This is a genomic window from Streptomyces sp. NPDC093252 (assembly GCF_040683675.1).
Taxonomy (GTDB): Bacteria; Actinomycetota; Actinomycetes; order Streptomycetales; family Streptomycetaceae; genus Streptomyces.
In genome coordinates this window covers 57,177-74,094 of sequence record NZ_JBFBEM010000005.1, presented here as the reverse complement: position 1 = coordinate 74,094, position 16,918 = coordinate 57,177, and the positions used below count along the sequence as shown (strand labels likewise).

The window sequence follows — 16,918 nt, the reverse complement described above, 5'->3', positions numbered from 1 at the left end:
CCGGTGACCGTACTCTCCCCGGCCGCCCCCGCCGACACCGTCGAGCGGGGGCGTCCGGGAGGTGCGGCCCGCTCCTGGCTGTGGTGGCCGGTGGTGGCGCTGCCCGCGGCGCTGGCCGCCCTGCGCTCCGGCGAGGCGGCCGGCCACTCCCCGTCGGACCTCTTCGCCCGAAGTTCCGGGCGAAGTCGACCACCCGTACGTGCGCGTCGCTGTCCGCGAGGTCTGTGAGGAGGGCGAGTGAGCCGTCCGAGGAGCCGTCGTTGACTAGAGCAGCTCGTAGTCGAGGTCCGGACGTTCGGCGAGCGCGGCGGTCAGCTCGGTGTGGAAGGCGGTGATGCCCTCCCGCTCGTTGTAGACCGGGAGCACGTACGAGATCAGCGGGCGGCGCCCGGGATCAGCGGATGTGCGGGGGCCGGGGGCGGTGGGCCGGGCCACCGCGCGTATGTCCTGCTGGGTCATCTCGGCCCGCCCGGTGAACAGCTCGCCGGAGGGGCGCAAGGCAAGGGTGACATTGGGGGAAACTAGGGAAATCGTATGAACGGCAGGCGACGGTCTGTCGGCCGGGGGTCGTCCATGCGGTATCGCTTCCCTTTTTCCCGCCGGGGTGGCGGAAATGCGCCCCGGCCCGGCGCGAATACACCTGCTCTTCGGAATCGGAGTCACCCAGACCCAGAAACAGGTCCAGAAACAGGCCCGGAAACTGGCATATACGCAGACACGGACCGGAGCCGCGGACAGAGAGAGCCGGTGTTCAGCCACGCATCCTTTTCTTGAGCTGCCGTGCCTTGCGCACCACCCGGCGTGCGGTCGAGGACTGGGGCAGGAACGACAGCCGTTCCGGAATGCCGCCGGGCAGGCCCAGCGAGGTCAGCCGGCGCCGTCTGAAGTAGACCTGGGTGCGCGGCCCGTAATGCTGCTGGAGGAATCGTTCGGTCGTTGCCCGCAGTTCCGGATAGATCTGCGGCTGCATCGTGAAGCTTATGGCCGTGATCAGCCCTTGCAGCAGCTCGGGCGGCAGGGTGCCGGGGTTCTCCGGGTCCTCCAGCGACGGCACCACCGCATGCGCCAGCGCCACCGGCACCCGGTTGCTGTTCTGGAACGGGGCCAGCCGCTCCAGCAGCAGTTCGGTGCCGATCCGGGCCACCGGCAGGTCGTAGAACGCCGACGCCGTGAACAGCGCCGTCGAGAAGCAGCCGACGACCAGCGCCGGCCGGGCCTTCTCGTACAGCACCTCGGCGAGCACCGGGGTGTCGACCACGGAGAGCTGGACGCCGAGTCTCGCCGCCTCCGTCTCCAGTGCGTGGCCGTAGCTCGCGGGCGCGGTCGGATGGGGCTTGAAGACGATCGAGCGGTGGCCGCGCTCCACCGCCCCGCGCATCATCCGCAGATGGAGCTGCTCCTCCTCGGCGGGGGAGAGGATGTTCAGCGCGGACAGATACTGGCCGAGCAGCAGCGCCGAGTTGTCGGGGATGTCGGGCAGCTCACCGGCGGTCAGCTCGCCGAGCACCTTGAGGAACGCCGCGGTCGGCACGGTCTCGGCGGGGACACCGAACTCGGTGAGCAGCGTCGGCTTCAGGCCCGGCACCAGATCCAGATGCAGCAGCCGCCGCACCCGCGTGCCGACCAGCGGGTCGATCTTGTTGCGGGTGGGGCCGTAGCTCATCAGCCCGTCGGCGTAGGCGTGCACCGGGCAGCCGGTGAAGATCTGGGCCAGCGACAGCGCGGGGTTGACCTGGAGGGACTCCATGACCAGCGAGACGCGGTCGTTCTCCATGCCCCACAGCAGCCGGAAGTACCGCTCCAGCAGCGGCATGTCGTCCGGCCGGGGCGTCCACGCGCCGGGGTGGAAGGGCCGGATCGCCTCGTTGAAGGACAGCACCTCGTCGAAGTGCGGGCGCAGCGACTCGAAGCCCGGCATCTCGTCCACGCTCGGCGTGGTCTCCGGGGTCGCCGAGTTGTTGAAGACCAGCAGCACCCGGCGGTCCGGCTCGGTGAAGCAGTCCGACTCGACGGCGGCGGCGAGGGTGGCGGCTCCGTACAGCGTGGAGACACAGAAGATCTGCGTGGTTCGGGACATCAGGCTGCCGCCTTCGCTGAGGTGGCCCGGCGCCGCAGTCGGCGCAGTTTGGTCGAGCGGTTCAGGTCCATGGTGTCGAGGACGTCCCCGAGCATCTCCTGCGGCATCCGCTTTATGGCCGCCGCGCTCATCACCCGCAGTTGCTTGGCCACCGGCGGTTCGAACTTCTCGATCTCGGAGAGATGGTGGGCGATGATCGCCAGATAGGTGCGCACCGCCTTGGGCAGCAGCTTGTCCGCGTCGCGGTCGGCGGCGGTCTCCTCGATCACCTCGTCGAAGGCCCGGATGAAGTCGAGCTGGCGGACATCACCGATCTGGGTGAGCGAGCTGGCCACCCCGCGGCGGTAGAAGACGCCCAGCAGATTGACCACGGCGAAGGACTCCGCCTCCCGGTGCAACTGCCAGATCCACGGCCGGTCCTCGGCGGTGCGCAGCCCGTGCGTGAAGTGCAGCAGGCCCTTGTCCAGCAGCCGACGACGGTAGGCACCGGCCCAGGCGTAGGCGTAGTCGACGGAGGTGGTGCGGTCGGCCGGGAGGATCGCCTCGCGCGGGCTGAGCACCTCGCCCCGCAGGCCCACCGGCACCCGGTGCACCGACCGCGCACGTGCCTTGGCCTGCACGTGATCGGTCCGGATGAAGTCGCAGCCCAGCTCCTCCAGGGCGCCGACCAGCTCGCCCAGATAGCCGGGGGCCAGCCAGTCGTCACCGTCCAGGAAGGTCAGATACTCGCCGGTCGCGGCGTCGAGGCCGGTGTTGCGGGCGGTGGCGAGCCCTCCGTTCTCCTGGTGGCGGAGGAATCTCACCTGGGCGACGGCCGAGAGGTCTTCGGCCGCGCGTTCGAGAATCGCCGCAGTCTCGTCCGTCGAACAGTCGTCGACAAGGATGAATTCGAAGTCGCTCCTGGCGTTCATATGAAGACTTCGGAGGGTGTCCGGGGCGTATTGCTGCACGTTGTAGAACGGCACGATCACGGAAAGCTTTGGCACCCGCGAAATCCTAGAAGGCGGCACCGCTGGTGAACTTTCCGGTTGGGGTACAGAAGGTGAACTCAATGTGTCGGAACGGTGCATCCCGTGTACTTTCTCGGCTGCGACGAGCCAGTTCGGCTTCCGGTGGGCTGCTGTTAACTTTTTGTTGAGTCGCGGTTCGGCTACAACTAGGAATTCCTTCCTAGCGTCTTGGCTGTGCCACCACGTACGCCACTCAGTACAACGAAGCCCCCACGGATCGCAGTACTCGCCGATTCGGACACCCGCTGGAAATGGGGTGCCCTGACCGCGCGCCGTATCGCGCCGGGCGCCTCCATGGAAACCGCGGGGGATGACGGGCCGCAAGTCCCGCCGACCCTGGACGGCTATCTGCTGCGGGGCCGCGCGACCCCCACCGCGCGCCAGCTCGCCGAGGTCGGAGTGCCCGCGGACTCCCTCCGCGAGGTCACGGCTGTGGAGTTCCTGAGAATCATGGCGCGGGAGTCGTACGACATCCTGGTGCTCTCCCTGGTCGGCGGGGGTGTCCAGGCGATGCTGCACGGCCTGGGCCGGGTCTGGGCGGACCGCCGCGACCGGCCCGTCGTCGTCACCGGCTATGTCGGCGTCGTCTACGAGAAGCTCGCCGACGGACTGCTGCTGCGGCACGGCGCGGACCTGGTCCTCGCCAACTCCCGCCAGGACGCCGACCGCTTCCGCGCGGTGTACGAGGGGGTCGGCGCCGACCCCTCCGCGGTGACCGAGGTGGCCCTCCCCTTCCTCGGCGGCGCCCCCCACCCCGGCGACCACGACCCCTACACCGTGGTCTTCGCCGCCCAGCCCTCCGTCCCGGACTCCCGCCGCGACCGCACCTATCTGCTGGAGCGGCTGATCCGGCACGCGCGGACGCACCCGGACCGCCGGGTGCTGCTGAAGCTCCGCTCCAGGCCCGGCGAGCACACCACCCACATCGAGGAACTGCCCTACCAGAAGCTGGCCCAGCGCTTCGGCGAACTGCCCGCCAACTTCGAACTCGTCTACGGCAACATGGGCGAGGTCCTCGACCGCACCGATCTGCTGGTCACCATCAGCTCGACGGCCGCCCTGGAGTCGCTGCACCGCCGGATCCCCACCGTCGTCCTCACCGACCTCGGCGTCCGCGAGACCCTCGGCAACCACCACTTCGTCGGCTCCGGCTGCCTCGCCTCCTGGGACCAGCTCGACGCACGGCACCGGCCCACCGCCAACGAGGACTGGGTCTCCCGGCAGGGCGTCTGCGCCGACGGCAGCTACCCCCGCGCCTTCGACGCGGCCCGCGAGCGGATCACCAAACTCCTCGGCCACCCCGGCGGACTCGCCCCCCTCGCCCCGTACTACACCCCCGCGACCGCCCCCGGCTATCTGCCCGGGATCCTCGCCCGCCACCACCTCGGGCCCGACGGCACCCCGCTGCCCGGCGCCCCGGCGCACGACAAGGACCCGGGCCCCGTCCGGCAGATCGTGCGCCGCGCCGCACGCGGCGCCTACCGGCACGGCGTCCAGCGGGTCGCTCCGGTCATCCGGCGGATGGGGGAGCTGTGAGCCGCACCGATCAAGGAGTAACACCCATGTCCCAGGCACAGACGGGCAACGGCGCGACGACGCGCCGGGTGCTCGCGGTGATCCCCGCCCGCGGTGGTTCCAAGGGGGTGCCCGCCAAGAACCTCGCCTCCGTCGGCGGGGTCCCGCTGGTGGCCCGCGCGGTCCGCGAGTGCGCGGGCGCCCGGCTGGTGACCGATGTCGTGGTCTCCACCGACGACCAGGCCATCGCCGCCGCCGCCCGCCAGGCAGGCGCCGAGGTGGTGCTCCGCCCGGCCGCCATCGCCGGGGACACCGCCACCTCCGAGGCCGCCGTCCTGCACGCCCTGAACGCCCACGAGGCCCTGCACGGCACCCCGGTGGACGTCGTCCTCCTCGTCCAGTGCACCAGCCCCTTCCTCCTGCGCGAGGACATCGACGGCGTCGTCGGCGCGATCCTGCACCACGGCGCCGACACCGCCGTCACCGTCGCCCCCTTCCACGGCTTCCTCTGGCGCAACGCCGACGACGAGGCGGCCGACCTGGGCGCCGAACCCACCGGCGGCTACGGCGTCAACCACGACAAGGCGTTCCGCCCGCGCCGCCAGGACCGTCCCCAGGACTTCCTGGAGACCGGCGCCGCCTACGCCATGGCCGCCCCCGGCTTCCGCGAGCACCAGCACCGCTTCTTCGGCCGCACCGAACTGGTCCGCACCGACCCCGCCCGGGTGCTGGAGATCGACGACCCGCACGAGCTGGCCCGCGCCCGCGCCCTCGCCACGCTCTTCGACGCCGACCGCCCCGGCGCCCTGCCCACCGCCGACGACATCGACGCCGTCGTCCTCGACTTCGACGGCACCCAGACCGACGACCGGGTGCTGATCGACTCCGACGGCCGGGAGTTCGTCGCCGTGCACCGCGGTGACGGCCTCGGCATCGCCGCCCTGCGCAAGAGCGGCCTCAAGCTCCTCATCCTCTCCACCGAACAGAACCCCGTCGTGGCCGCCCGCGCCCGAAAACTGAAGATCCCCGTGCTGCACGGCATCGACCGCAAGGACCTCGCCCTCAAGCAGTGGTGCGAGGAACAGGGCATCACGCCCGAACGCGTCCTCTACGTCGGCAACGACGTCAACGACCTCCCCTGCTTCGCCCTCGTCGGCTGGCCGGTGGCGGTCGCGAGCGCCCACGACGTCGTACGCGGCGCCGCCCGCGCGGTCACCTCCCTGCCCGGCGGTGACGGCGCCATCCGGGAGATCGCCGGCTGGATCCTCGGTCCCTCTCTCGACACCCTCGACACCTAAGGAAACCCCCACTCTCATGAGCAGCATCCCCGCCCCCTCCTCCCACTCCCGCGTCCGCTCCTTCGGCGCCCGCCAGGTCGGCCCCGGCCGCCCCGTCTACGTCTGCGGCGAGATCGGCATCAACCACAACGGCGAGCTGGACAACGCCTTCAAGCTGATCGACGCCGCCGCCGAGGCCGGCTGTGACGCCGTCAAGTTCCAGAAGCGCACCCCCGAGATCTGCACCCCCCGCGACCAGTGGGACATCGAGCGGGACACGCCCTGGGGCCGGATGACCTACATCGACTACCGCCACCGCGTGGAGTTCGGCGAGGCCGAGTACCGGCAGATCGACGCGTACTGCAAGGAGAAGGGGATCGACTGGTTCGCCTCCCCGTGGGACACCGAGGCCGTCGCCTTCCTGGAGAAGTTCGACGTCCCCGCCCACAAGGTGGCCTCCGCCTCCCTCACCGACGACGAGCTGCTGCGCGCCCTGCGCGCCACCGGCCGCGCCGTCATCCTCTCCACCGGTATGTCCACCCCCCGTCAGATCCGCCACGCGGTGGAGGTCCTCGGCAGCGACAACATCCTCCTCTGCCACGCCACCTCCACCTACCCCGCGAAGGCGGAGGAGCTGAACCTCCGGGTCATCAACACCCTGGAGAAGGAGTACCCGAACGTCCCGATCGGCTACTCCGGCCACGAGACCGGCCTCCAGACCACCCTTGCCGCCGTCGCCCTCGGCGCCACCTTCGTCGAGCGCCACATCACCCTCGACCGCGCGATGTGGGGCTCCGACCAGGCCGCCTCCGTCGAACCCCAGGGCCTCCAGCGCCTGGTCCGCGACATCCGCACCATCGAGGCGTCCCTGGGCAACGGCATCAAGCAGGTCTACGACTCCGAGCTGGGCCCGATGAAGAAGCTGCGCCGCGTGCAGGGCGTCGTGGCCGAGGCGGAGATCGCGGCGGCGGCGGGCGAGCCCGTCCAGGTCTGACCCCTCCCCTCCCCTCCCCTGCGCCCCATCCCTCCCCATCCCTCCTCCCTTGGACGGTCGTACGAGGATGAGCCCCCGTGCCACAGTGCCCGGCCCCCGCTCCGCCGAGCAGCACCGCACACTCGCGTTCGTCGAGAGCCCGGTACAGCTCCTCAACGTGCTGGAGTGGGCGCACCGGCACACCCCCGGCGCGGGCCTCACCCTCGTCGTCCTGTCCCCGGTCGATCCCATGACCCGGGGTCAGCTCCGCCGGATGGCCGAGCTGGCCCGGGACGAGGGCTACGAGGTCCGCTGGGAGGAGGCGAGGGGCGGCAGCACGGCCCCCTTCCAGACGGTCGGGGGCCTCATGGGCCCCCTCCGCCGGGCCGACCGCATCGTCATGGGCGACCCCTTCTCCCGCTACGTCCAGCTCCTGCTGACCATCACGCGGGCCCGCGACCTCGTCGTGGTCGACGACGGCACGGCCACGATGGAGTTCGTCACCCAGCTCGCCCGCGGTGAACGCCTGGTGCGCTGGCACCGCAAGGGCAGCCGCCAGGGCCCGAGGGATCTGATGTTCGCCCCGGTGTCGTCGGCGGCCCGCCGCCGGCTCACCCCCGAACCCGACCGCCGCGTCGAGATCTTCTCCTCCATGCCGATCGAGGAGATCCCGGACGGAGTGACGGTCACCGCCAACGACTTCGCCTGGACCCGGGCCCGCTTCGGCCCGCCCCGCATCATCAAGGGCGCCGACATGGTCGGCACCTCCCTGGTGGAGACCGGGGTGGTGGACGGCGAGCGCTATGTGGACGCCGTCCGCACCCTCGCCAAGACCCACCAGGCCGCCCGCTACTTCGCCCACCGCCGCGAGAGCGCCGAGAAACTCCACCGCCTCCACGGCGAGACCGGCCTGGAGATCGTCCGCCCGGAACTCCCCCTGGAACTCATCGCCCGCCGGGGCCCGGTGGGCCGGACGATCCTCAGCTTCCCGTCCACGGTCGTCCACACCCTCCCCCTCGCCCTCGCCGGTACGGAGGTCAAGGTCGCCGTCTGCGACATCGACCCGGCCTGGCTGACCGAGAACGCCTCACCGCGCGCCCAGGGTTTCCTCTCCGGGGTGACGGGGACGGCCAGGGACGTCCACCGCCTGTCGACAGAGGCGAGCCCGGCGTGAGGGGCCCCTTTCGGCGGTGCTGAGCCGGGTGCAAGGGGCGGCGGCCTCGGAGTGACCGTCGTCAGCCGGGCGGCCACCCCTCCTGCTCCTCCCGCTCCTCATGCGCCCGGATCTCCGCCTCCGCCGCCTCGAACGTCCCGGCGTACCAGGCTCCCCGGTGCGCCGCCGACCAGGAATGGGACGCCAGCCGGGCCGCGCACCGCCCGGTGAAGACCGGCATCACCTCGTCCATGAACAGCACCAGTGACCGCCGCCCCGCCGCGTCGTCGGCGAACCGGGTGATCTGGTGCAGGATCGCGCCGAAGCCGCCCGAGGCGTCCCAGTACCGCTCCAGCGCGTCGAGCGCGTCCGCCGGGGTGCCCACGGTCACCCCTGGACTGGCCAGGAACGCGTCGAAGTCCCCGTAGCCGACCGTCGCCGCGCCCCCCTCGATCACCTCGTCCGCGTACGCCGCCCACCGCCGGAAACCGGCCTCGACCTCCCCGATGGCCTGGTCCCGGGTGGCCGCGAGATGAAAGGGGGCGACCAGGCGCAGCGCGGAGCGGTCCATGACCTGCCCGTGCTCCGCGGCGGCGGTGAGGGCGTTGGCCCAGTTCACGGACAGCACGTCGTACCCGGGCCCGGTCGCCGCGGCGAGACAGAGCATGCCGATGCCGTACCGCCCGGCGAGCCGTCCGCCGGACGGGGTGATGGCGCTGGCCACGGCCAGTTCGGGCCGGGGCCGGGTGTAGGGCCCGAGCTGGAGCCGGGCGTCCCGCAGCACGTACGGCCCCACCTGCCCGCTCACCACATCCCCCTCCAGCAGCCGTACGACGACGTCCAGCGCCTCGGCGAGCCGGGCGCGCTGCTCCCCGGCGGGGACGCCGAACATATGGGCGTCGCCGGGCAGCAGTCCGGGCCCGAACCCGAACATCGCGCGCCCCCGGGTCTGATGGTCGAGCTGGACGATCCGGTCGGCGACGGCGAGGGGATGGTGGAACGGCAGCGAGATGACCCCGGTACCGAGCCGGATCCGCCGGCTGCGTTCGGCGGCGGCGGCGACAATCAATTCCGGTGATCCGATAATCTCCATTCCACCGGAATGGTGTTCGCCGATCCATGCCTCGTCATATCCGAGGCGGTCCAGGAAGGTGAGGAGATCGATCTCCCGCCGGATCGCGAGAGCCGGATCCCCGGTCAGCGGCAGCGACCAGGGGGGCGTGAAAACCCCGCACCGCACATCCAATTTTCGTAAATTACGCACGACGGTCGAGCGTATCGACCCCGATCCGGCGGAACAAGAGGGCCTGATCTCCGGTGAAGGTTCCCGAGGGAAAAGGTGAAGCATTCCGGTGCCGAGGGATGATCACCACCCTTTTGGCGGCAGACAAGACCAGGGAGATCGCCGCCGGGCGAATAACCCACTGAAATCCCTTCATCAATTCATATGACATTCCCTCCGACTCGGGCTCTCACCCCCCCTTGACCTGCGGCCTTTCCCCCTCTCTCCCTCCCCCAAGGAGCACTCTGCCATGACGCCCCCCTTTACCGGAGGTCGTGCGCCCGGCGCACTTCCGATCGCCGGGCACGCCCTGCCCCTGGTGCGGAACGCCGTTGAATTCCTGGCCTCGCTGTCGGAGTACGGGGATCTCGTGGAGGTACGGCTCGGTCCGACCCGGGCGCATGTGCCCTGCCACCCGGAGTTGGTGCGGCGCATTCTGGCCGACGACCGGACCTTCGACAAGGGCGGCCCCTTCTACAAGAAGGCGAGGGAATTATTCGGCGACAGCATCGGCACCTGCCCGCAGTCCGAGCACCGCGCCCAGCGCCGTATGCTCCAACCCGCCTTCCACCGCGGCCGGATCGCCCAGTACGCCGCCGTCATGCAGGAGGAGATCGAGGACCTCACCCGCTCCTGGTCCGGCGGCCAGCGCATCGACTGCTACGCCACCATGAACCGCCTCACCCTGCGCACGATCATCCGGACGCAGTTCTCGGCGCACGCCGACGACGAGACGGTGGAGGCGCTGCGGGACGCGTTCGAGACGCTGAGCGCGGGCTTCTTCCAGTGGATGTTCTTCCCGGAGACCCTGTACCGGCTGCCGCTCCCCGCCCATCAGCGCCACCGCCGCGCCCTGGCCGCCCTGCGCGGCACGGTCCGCCGGATCGTCGCCGACTACCGGCGCGACGACGAGGACCACGGCGATCTGCTCTCCCTCCTGATCGCCGCCGGGCTCGGCGACACCCAGATCGAGGAGCAGATCATGACGATGCTGGCGGGCGGTTCCGAGACCGTGGCCACCACTCTCACCTGGGCGCTGTATCTGCTGGACCGCCACCCCGAGGTGGCCGACGCGCTGCGCGCCGAGACGGACGGGGCGCTGAACGGCCGGGCGGCGGGCTGGGACGACCTCCCCTCCCTCCCGCTCACCGAGCGGGTCGTCCGGGAGACCCTGCGGGTGCAGACCCCGGCGTGGCTGTTCACCCGGGCGACGACGGTGCCGGTGGACTTCGGCGGGGTGGGGCTCCCGGCGGGCGCCCCGATCCTGATCAGCCCTCCCGCCATCCACCTCAACCCCCAGATCTTCCCGGACCCGTACCGCTTCGACCCGGACCGCTGGCTGCCGGAGGCGCGCGCGGCGATGCCGAGAGGGGCTTTCCAGGCGTTCAGTTCGGGCGCCCGCAAGTGCATCGGCGATGTCTACGGCCTGACGGAGGCGATCATCGCCCTGGCGACCATCGTGACCCGCTGGGACACGGCGCCCGTGGCCGGGGCGGATCTCCGCCCGACCCCCCTCATGGCCCTGAACGTCCCCCGCCGCCTCCACTTCGACCTGACACCCCGCGTCCCCCTGCCCACCACCCAACCGGCCGCCTGAAGGGAGGCCAGCGGTGGTCGCCGTCGACGATGACCGGGGTGTCCACTCCACCCTCCACACCCTGCGGGACGCCGTGGCGGACGAGATCGGCTGGCGCTGGCCCGCCGAACCGGACGGCATGGCGACCCTCCACCACTACGCCATGATCCCCCCGGGCAAGCTCCTGCGCCCCGTTCTCCTCCTCTGCTCCGCCCTGGCCAGCGGCGGCACCCTGCACCCGGTCGTCCCGGCGGCGGTCGGCTTCGAGGCGGCCCATGTCGGCAGCCTGCTCCACGACGACATCATCGACCAGGACGGGGAACGCCGGAACCGCCCCGCCGCGCACACGGTCTTCGGCCCGGCGCGGACGATCATCGCGGGCAACGCCCTGTACTTCGAGTGGTTCGCGGCGCTCACCGAGTGCGCCCGGCGGGGCATCCCGGCGGACCGGATCGCCCACGCGATGCGCGTCCAGTCGGCGGCGGGCACCCGCGTCTGCCGGGGCGCCTACGACGAGATCACCCTGGCCGGAGCGATCGACAGCCCGCTGGAGGACTATCTCCGGATGGCCGAGGGCAAGACGGCGGTCCTCTTCGAGGCGGCGTGCCGCGTCGGGGCGGTCCTCGCGGGCGCGGACCGCCGGACGGTCGAGGCACTGGGCCGCTTCGGCCACCACCTAGGCATGGCCTTCCAGATGCGCGACGACCTCCTCCCCTACGACGCCCACCCCTCCACCCCCTCCGGCAAGCCCCAGATCAGCGACCTGCGCAACCGCCGCCCCACCCTCCCGATCCTCCTGGCCCACCGCACCGCGGGCCCCACCGACCGCGAGACCCTCCGCCGCACCCTCCTCGACACCGACGACCCGTCGGCCGCCCTCACCACGATGCGGGCCCTGGTGACCCGCCTGGGCGCACTGGACATGGCGAGGGACATGGTCAGCCGGGAGGCGTCCCGGGCATGCGGGGCACTGACGCGCGCGGCACCGGGGCAGCCTGCGTACACGGAGGTGCTGCTGCACACGGCACGCGGGCTGACGGATGCCACCCACCGGGCGGATGCCACCCATCAGGCGGAGGAGGGCCGGCGCGCATGACTCCCGCCCCGAACCCCCCACCCTCCCCGAACCCCCCGCACCCGGTCCTCTCCCACATCACCTGCCCCATCCCCCCCACCCCTCCCCTCCGCGCCCCGGAGATCGAGGAACACACCCTGGCCTGGTTCGCCCGCTTCGGCTTCGGCGGCACCGAAGCGGAACGCCGGATGCTGAGGGCCTGCGCCCCCGCGCACTGCGCCTGCATGCTGACCCCGGACGCCCCCGAATCCCTCCTCCGCTTCTCCTCCGCCTACATCGTCTGGGGCCTCCTCTTCGACACCTTCCTCGACCACGGCGACCTCGCCGACCGCAAGCGCAACTACGCCCTCCTGGCCCCCCAACTCGTCCGCACCCTCAACGACCCCTGGCGCACGCCCGAGGGCCTCCACCCGGTGATCCTCCTGATCCGCGACATGCGCCTCTACCTGGAAGACCGCGTCGCCCCCGCCCAGCTCCGCCGCTGGGTCGACTCCCACTCCCGCTACATGACCGGCGTGGCCCGCGAACTCCTCGACGCGGAACACGGAACCCTCCCCACCCTGGACGACTTCCTCTACCTCCGCATGTACACGGCCGCCGGCGCGGCGGGCGCGGCCCTGGTCGACCTGTGCGGCGGCCCGGACCCCGACCCCGCGGAACTGGAGACCCCGGCCGTCCACGCCCTCACCGACGCGGCCTCCATCGTGATGTCCCTCTTCGGCGACCTGGGCTCCGCCCCGAAGGAGGGCCCGCTGGAGTACAACGTGGTGAACGTCATCGCCCGTGAGCTGGACTGCTCCCGCGCCGAGGCGATGACGGAGGCGGTCCACCTCTGCAACGCCATCGTGGCGTACTTCTGCACGGCGAGAGAGTCCCTGTGGCCGACCCTGACCCCGGCGACCCGGACGTACCTGACGGGCCTGGGGGGCCTGATCCGGGGCGTCCTGGACTGGTCCGACCTGGTACCCCGCTACCGCGAGCACCCGGCGTCGGACCACCCGGACATGGGGCGCCCGGCCCGGGTGGATCCCTGGGGGCTGGCGTCGATCGGGTGGTGGCCGATGCCGGTTCGATGACGTTGGTGCTTCGCACCATGAGGCAGGGGGAGCAGCATGCCACCGCTGGGCAGTCGCCGCGGGCCTGGCTAAGCGTTGTCCCGTAGTTGATCTTTGGCGGGCGGGATGACCTGACTGTTTCCCTCGCCCCGCGTGGGTGAGGTTGTGCAGGCGGGCGATGCCGAGCATGGCGTGGTGGACGCCGTCGCCCTTGAGGCGGCAGTCGCGGAGGATCTTCCAGCTCTTCATCCGGGCGAAGGCGTGCTCGAGGCGGGCGCGGGCCTTGCGGTGGGAGGCGCTGTGTCCCTCTCTCCAGACCGGGAGTTCGGCCCAGCCTTTCTTGCAGCGGTGCGGGATGACCAGCCCGGTGCCCCGGTAGCCGCCGTCGGCGATGACGGTGGTGTTGCCAACCGCGGCTTTCGCACCGGACAGCTCCCATGCCTTGCAGTCGTTTCGGTTGCCGGGCAGCGGTCGGCCGATGGCGACGACCAGGCGGGTGTCGGCATCGATGACGACCTGGTGGTTGGTGGAGTACCGATAACTCTTCGACTGCTCGGCGACGGTGTGGTCGCGGGCGGGCACCAGGGTGCGGTCAACGATCAGCACGGTGTTCTTCCGGAACCGCCTGCGCTGCTGGAGGGCAAGGGCGGGGCCGAGGTGGTCGACAACGCGGTCGGCGGCCGACTTCGGCACCCCGAACAGCGGCGCAAGCTGTCGCAGCGTGAGGTTGGTCCGCCAGTACGCGGCAACGAGCAGGACCCGGTCCTCCAGCGGCAGGCTCCAGGGCCGGCCTTTGCGGATCGGGTCCGCGCTCTCACGCCGCAACGCGGTGATCAGCTTGCAGAACTGACGTCGGCTCAGCCCAGTAAACGGGGCTATCCAGGACGGCTCCAACACCGTGATCACACCGGACACAGCAAGATCATCTCAACTGTGACCAGCAGTTACGGGACCGCCCTTAGCGGCGGCCCTTCGCCTGGATCGCCAGCCGTGTAGACCACTCGCGAAAACACCAACCATGATCGACGACGCGGTGTCCAACAACAGGAATTAGAAAATGCTATCGATTGGATCTTTCGGGACTCTCGCTCCAAGCCCCGAGAGTGTCCTGTTTGCAAGGTAGCGAGACGCTCCTGCGCCATGCTTAAATACCCAGCGCAGCAGCCTTATGGAGATTTCGATGATTGCAGCAATGGTAACGGCCTGCGCTAGCTTGCTGATTGCCGTCGTGGCTTACTGGCTGAACCATCGTGGAGAGATTCGCAGATCCCTGAGACAAGCGCGAATCGACCGAGTGAGTAGTCAATTAAGGGAACTCTACGGCCCGCTTCTCGTTCTCACGGAAACCAATGAGAAGGCATGGATCGAGTACCGTAGTCGCTACATCCAAAATATTGGGGCAGACTCAGCAGAAAATCCGTTGCCGGAGCAGGAGGAAGCACGGTGGCGTATCTGGGTAGAAGCCGTTTTCGCCCCCACAGCCCAGAGCATAAGAGAGCTTATTACTGCACGAGGTGATTTGATCATCGGCGAAGAAATGCCTCCTGTTGTCCTGGAATTTTGCGCGCATGCAGCGACCTATGACGCTCTTTTAGCGAACTGGAGTGAAGCTGGTCCGAGTAAGTCGCCCCTGATCCGTCATCCAGGAAGTAGGTTTCTGGCCTACGTGCGAGCGTCATACGGATCACTCAAGGAAGAACAGACACTCCTCCTCAAGGCTGCACGTGGGGCCAGTTGGGTCGATTAATCAGCTAGGATGAATTCAGATAGAAGGAGACCGACATCAGAGTATTTTTGAGCTGGTCCGGAGAGCGTTCAAAGAAGACCGCCGAGGCATTGTGGTCCTGGCTGCCTGACGTTCTCCAATACATCGATCCCTGGCTCTCCAGTCTGGATATCTCCGCAGGGCGGAGGGGTGTTCGCGAGATTACTGACGAGCTCTCTGAAACGAATTTCGGAATTATCTGCGTATCCCCGGAGAATCAGCATTCCAACTGGATCAACTATGAAGCCGGGGCTCTCTCCAAGCAGGTCGAAGAAGGCTTCGTGGTCCCGTTCATGATTGGCATGAAGACCACCGACCTAGTCAGTCCACTGAGTCAGTTCCAGGCTGTCGTCGGTGACGATAAAGCTGACGTGCAGAAGCTTCTTTTCGATATCAATGACGCCTCGGGTAGCCTGGCGATTACGCGCGAGAGATTAGAGCGCGCATTTCAGAGAAGTTGGCCGGAATTCGAAAATATTATGCGGAGCGTGAGTGCAACGCCGTCGAGTAACCTCTCAGACGCAGTGCATCGATCTGGAGCCGATATGACGGAGGAGATCCTCCTCATTAGTCGGCAGCTCGAACACCGCATGGTGGAGGTCGAGCGGTACATGCTTCGGGCGGACGGGGCACTACGGCGACCGGCTCGGGAAATTCCGCGGATCAGCGAAGAGAAATTCATCGCGTCCTCATTCACCAAGATCGGCTGGGAGGTCAACCGTTCTTCTTGGGAGGGTGAGAGCGTCGTTGTCGTTGCTCAGAGTTCGACGGGGTCGGCGCAGTCGATTTCGTATGATTTCGTGGCGCGGCTGGCCAAGTCTCTAGGTAGGGAGGTCATTATCCTTGGAGAGACAGGGAAGATGATTGTTCAAAGTAAGCTACGATGACTCCCCTGTGAATTTCTTGTGCGGGAATCTCGCCTTGATTGGAACTGGCATCTTTTCCCCTTTCCTCAAACGCCGAAGACGCAACTTGCCGACTGTCTCTGGCTCGCCCCAGGCATTCCAAGCGTTGATGTAGATTGCGACCTGGTCTCGCATTCCCATCCTTCGCTTGGAACCTCGCTTCTGCGTGTCCATCGGAATTTCTCGCAGAGCGAGTCTCGCATCACTGGGGTCCAGATTCGCACCCGACTTAAGGCCCGACACCCATTCATCGACATTCAGGGCAGGCGCAACTTCAGTTGTCAGAAAGTATCCGGCTGCTACTGCCGTCGGACTCGCGAAGAGATGTTTGGAGAGTTCACGGCCGATGGTTACCGCTTCCTCGTACCTGCTCTTATCATCGTTGTATGCCGCCAGGATAAGGTCATTTGATACGTGAGCTCTAGAGCCGCTCCAGCGTTCGTTCGGCATATCCTTGAAGAGAATCACGTGCCGAATAGTAGAGGAAAGTAGATGCCGGTACTTTGCCTCAGTCGATAGCAGCGCATCTGCTGCACTTCGGCGCTTTCCGGTGTCGAGAACCGGGAAAACGCTTCTTGGTAGTCCGTTGACAACGAACATTTTTACCGGAGTGTCAGCCTCGATGATGGCTCGAAGGCGATGCTGGCCGTCGAGAAGTAAACCGTCCTCATCGAAGGCGATTCCCTGGTGAGTCAAGCGCCACTCTTTACGGCGAATGGCGCTTGCTAGCGATCTCACTTGGCCCATGTCCAAATTTCTATTGACGGAGCCTTGAGATAGGAGATTATCGGCAATTTTAGGGGTTACCGTTATGATTTTCCAGGAGAGGTTTTCTTCTGGGTCGCCTGGCCCAGGAGTGGTGATAGTCATTCACGTATCTTATGGTGAACGACATCGAAACTCCCCATCTCTGATCATTAGTGATCAATTTTGATCAAGAGGGGATTGTTTGGGTACCTCAAATGCCATATCTCGGCGAGGCGGCGCATTGCCGGGGACTTGTAGTGGTGCCAGGGCGCGCTCGGATGACCAGGGTGCACGAGCCGACCTGGGCGAAGTCGGCCATGGCCGCGCCAAGCGACTGCGACACGAGCTGGGTATTTCCACGAGGGTGAGGTCCACGTCCGGCGGGTCTTGGGTGGCGTGAAGGCCGGCGGCCAGGTAGGCGGCGGTGGTACCTCCACCGGGACCGATCTCGACCAAGCGAGGCCGTGCGGTCCCGCCAGGGTCAGGGGCCCGGTACATCATGAGCCCC

15 protein-coding genes and 1 pseudogene are annotated in these 16,918 nt (G+C 68.3%); 10 read left to right on the top strand and 6 right to left on the bottom strand.

All coding sequences use genetic code 11. The annotated features are described in order from the left end of the window. Positions 1–3: 3 nt before the first annotated feature. Complete coding sequence (locus tag AB0O01_RS11980; RefSeq protein ID WP_365312589.1) at positions 4–228, top strand: hypothetical protein; 225 nt, start codon at positions 4–6, stop codon at positions 226–228. A gap of 36 nt (positions 229–264) precedes the next feature. Here the strand turns inward: AB0O01_RS11980 and AB0O01_RS11975 are convergent, their stop codons facing one another. The 3 genes from AB0O01_RS11975 to AB0O01_RS11965 form a co-directional block, all read right to left on the bottom strand. Beyond that, entirely contained in the window at positions 265–498 is a 234-nt protein-coding gene (locus AB0O01_RS11975; RefSeq protein ID WP_365312587.1) for a hypothetical protein, read from the bottom strand. 253 nt (positions 499–751) lie between these two features. After that, a complete protein-coding gene (locus AB0O01_RS11970) occupies positions 752–2,077 on the bottom strand; it encodes an alpha-2,8-polysialyltransferase family protein (RefSeq protein ID WP_365312585.1) in 1,326 nt (441 codons plus the stop codon). Continuing rightward, on the bottom strand, positions 2,077–3,063 hold the full coding sequence (locus AB0O01_RS11965; protein ID WP_365312583.1) for a glycosyltransferase family 2 protein: 987 nt from the start codon (positions 3,061–3,063) through the stop codon (positions 2,077–2,079). The genes AB0O01_RS11970 and AB0O01_RS11965 overlap by 1 nt, the downstream gene beginning before the upstream one ends. Positions 3,064–3,303: 240 nt before the next feature. Between AB0O01_RS11965 and AB0O01_RS11960 the strand changes: the two genes are divergently transcribed. From AB0O01_RS11960 to AB0O01_RS11945, 4 genes are all read left to right on the top strand, one after another. After that, positions 3,304–4,623 carry a DUF6716 putative glycosyltransferase gene (locus AB0O01_RS11960; protein WP_365313115.1) on the top strand — a complete coding sequence of 440 codons (1,320 nt, stop codon included), beginning with the start codon at positions 3,304–3,306 and terminating at the stop codon, positions 4,621–4,623. Positions 4,624–4,649: 26 nt separating this feature from the next. Beyond that, positions 4,650–5,900 (top strand): N-acylneuraminate cytidylyltransferase, encoded by a 1,251-nt coding sequence (locus tag AB0O01_RS11955; protein WP_365312582.1) that lies wholly within the window; start codon positions 4,650–4,652, stop codon positions 5,898–5,900. Between the two features lie 16 nt (positions 5,901–5,916). Next, the gene (locus AB0O01_RS11950; protein ID WP_365312580.1) at positions 5,917–6,873 is read left to right on the top strand and encodes an N-acetylneuraminate synthase family protein; all 957 of its coding nucleotides are present in this window, start codon (positions 5,917–5,919) and stop codon (positions 6,871–6,873) included. Positions 6,874–6,940: 67 nt separating this feature from the next. Then, positions 6,941–8,026: a hypothetical protein gene (locus tag AB0O01_RS11945; protein ID WP_365312579.1), complete on the top strand. Its 1,086-nt coding sequence runs from the start codon at positions 6,941–6,943 to the stop codon at positions 8,024–8,026. Between the two features lie 61 nt (positions 8,027–8,087). Here the strand turns inward: AB0O01_RS11945 and AB0O01_RS11940 are convergent, their stop codons facing one another. After that, positions 8,088–9,269, bottom strand: a complete 1,182-nt coding sequence (locus AB0O01_RS11940) for an LLM class flavin-dependent oxidoreductase (RefSeq protein ID WP_365312577.1) — start codon at positions 9,267–9,269, stop codon at positions 8,088–8,090. A gap of 268 nt (positions 9,270–9,537) precedes the next feature. Between AB0O01_RS11940 and AB0O01_RS11935 the strand changes: the two genes are divergently transcribed. From AB0O01_RS11935 to AB0O01_RS11925, 3 genes are read left to right on the top strand one after another with little or no spacing between them, the layout of a single operon-like run. Further along, a complete protein-coding gene (locus AB0O01_RS11935; RefSeq protein WP_365312575.1) occupies positions 9,538–10,884 on the top strand; it encodes a cytochrome P450 in 1,347 nt (448 codons plus the stop codon). A 13-nt stretch (positions 10,885–10,897) separates the two neighbouring features. Further along, positions 10,898–11,959: a polyprenyl synthetase family protein gene (locus AB0O01_RS11930; RefSeq protein WP_365312573.1), complete on the top strand. Its 1,062-nt coding sequence runs from the start codon at positions 10,898–10,900 to the stop codon at positions 11,957–11,959. After that, positions 11,956–13,014, top strand: a complete 1,059-nt coding sequence (locus tag AB0O01_RS11925) for a hypothetical protein (RefSeq protein ID WP_365312570.1) — start codon at positions 11,956–11,958, stop codon at positions 13,012–13,014. The genes AB0O01_RS11930 and AB0O01_RS11925 overlap by 4 nt, the downstream gene beginning before the upstream one ends. Before the next feature lie 126 nt (positions 13,015–13,140). On the opposite strand, the pseudogene AB0O01_RS11920 reads toward AB0O01_RS11925, so the two are convergent. Further along, positions 13,141–13,908 (bottom strand): annotated as a pseudogene (locus AB0O01_RS11920) (transposase); the annotation flags it as partial. A 265-nt stretch (positions 13,909–14,173) separates the two neighbouring features. On the opposite strand from AB0O01_RS11920, the gene AB0O01_RS11915 reads away from it, so the two are divergent. Beyond that, on the top strand, positions 14,174–14,740 hold the full coding sequence (locus AB0O01_RS11915) for a hypothetical protein (protein ID WP_365312568.1): 567 nt from the start codon (positions 14,174–14,176) through the stop codon (positions 14,738–14,740). Between the two features lie 47 nt (positions 14,741–14,787). Further along, the gene (locus tag AB0O01_RS11910; RefSeq protein ID WP_365312566.1) at positions 14,788–15,645 is read left to right on the top strand and encodes a TIR domain-containing protein; all 858 of its coding nucleotides are present in this window, start codon (positions 14,788–14,790) and stop codon (positions 15,643–15,645) included. Here AB0O01_RS11910 and AB0O01_RS11905 read toward each other — a convergent pair. Beyond that, positions 15,637–16,533: a hypothetical protein gene (locus AB0O01_RS11905; protein WP_365312564.1), complete on the bottom strand. Its 897-nt coding sequence runs from the start codon at positions 16,531–16,533 to the stop codon at positions 15,637–15,639. The two genes, AB0O01_RS11910 and AB0O01_RS11905, sit on opposite strands and share 9 nt — an antisense overlap. Between the last annotated feature and the right edge of the window lie 385 nt (positions 16,534–16,918).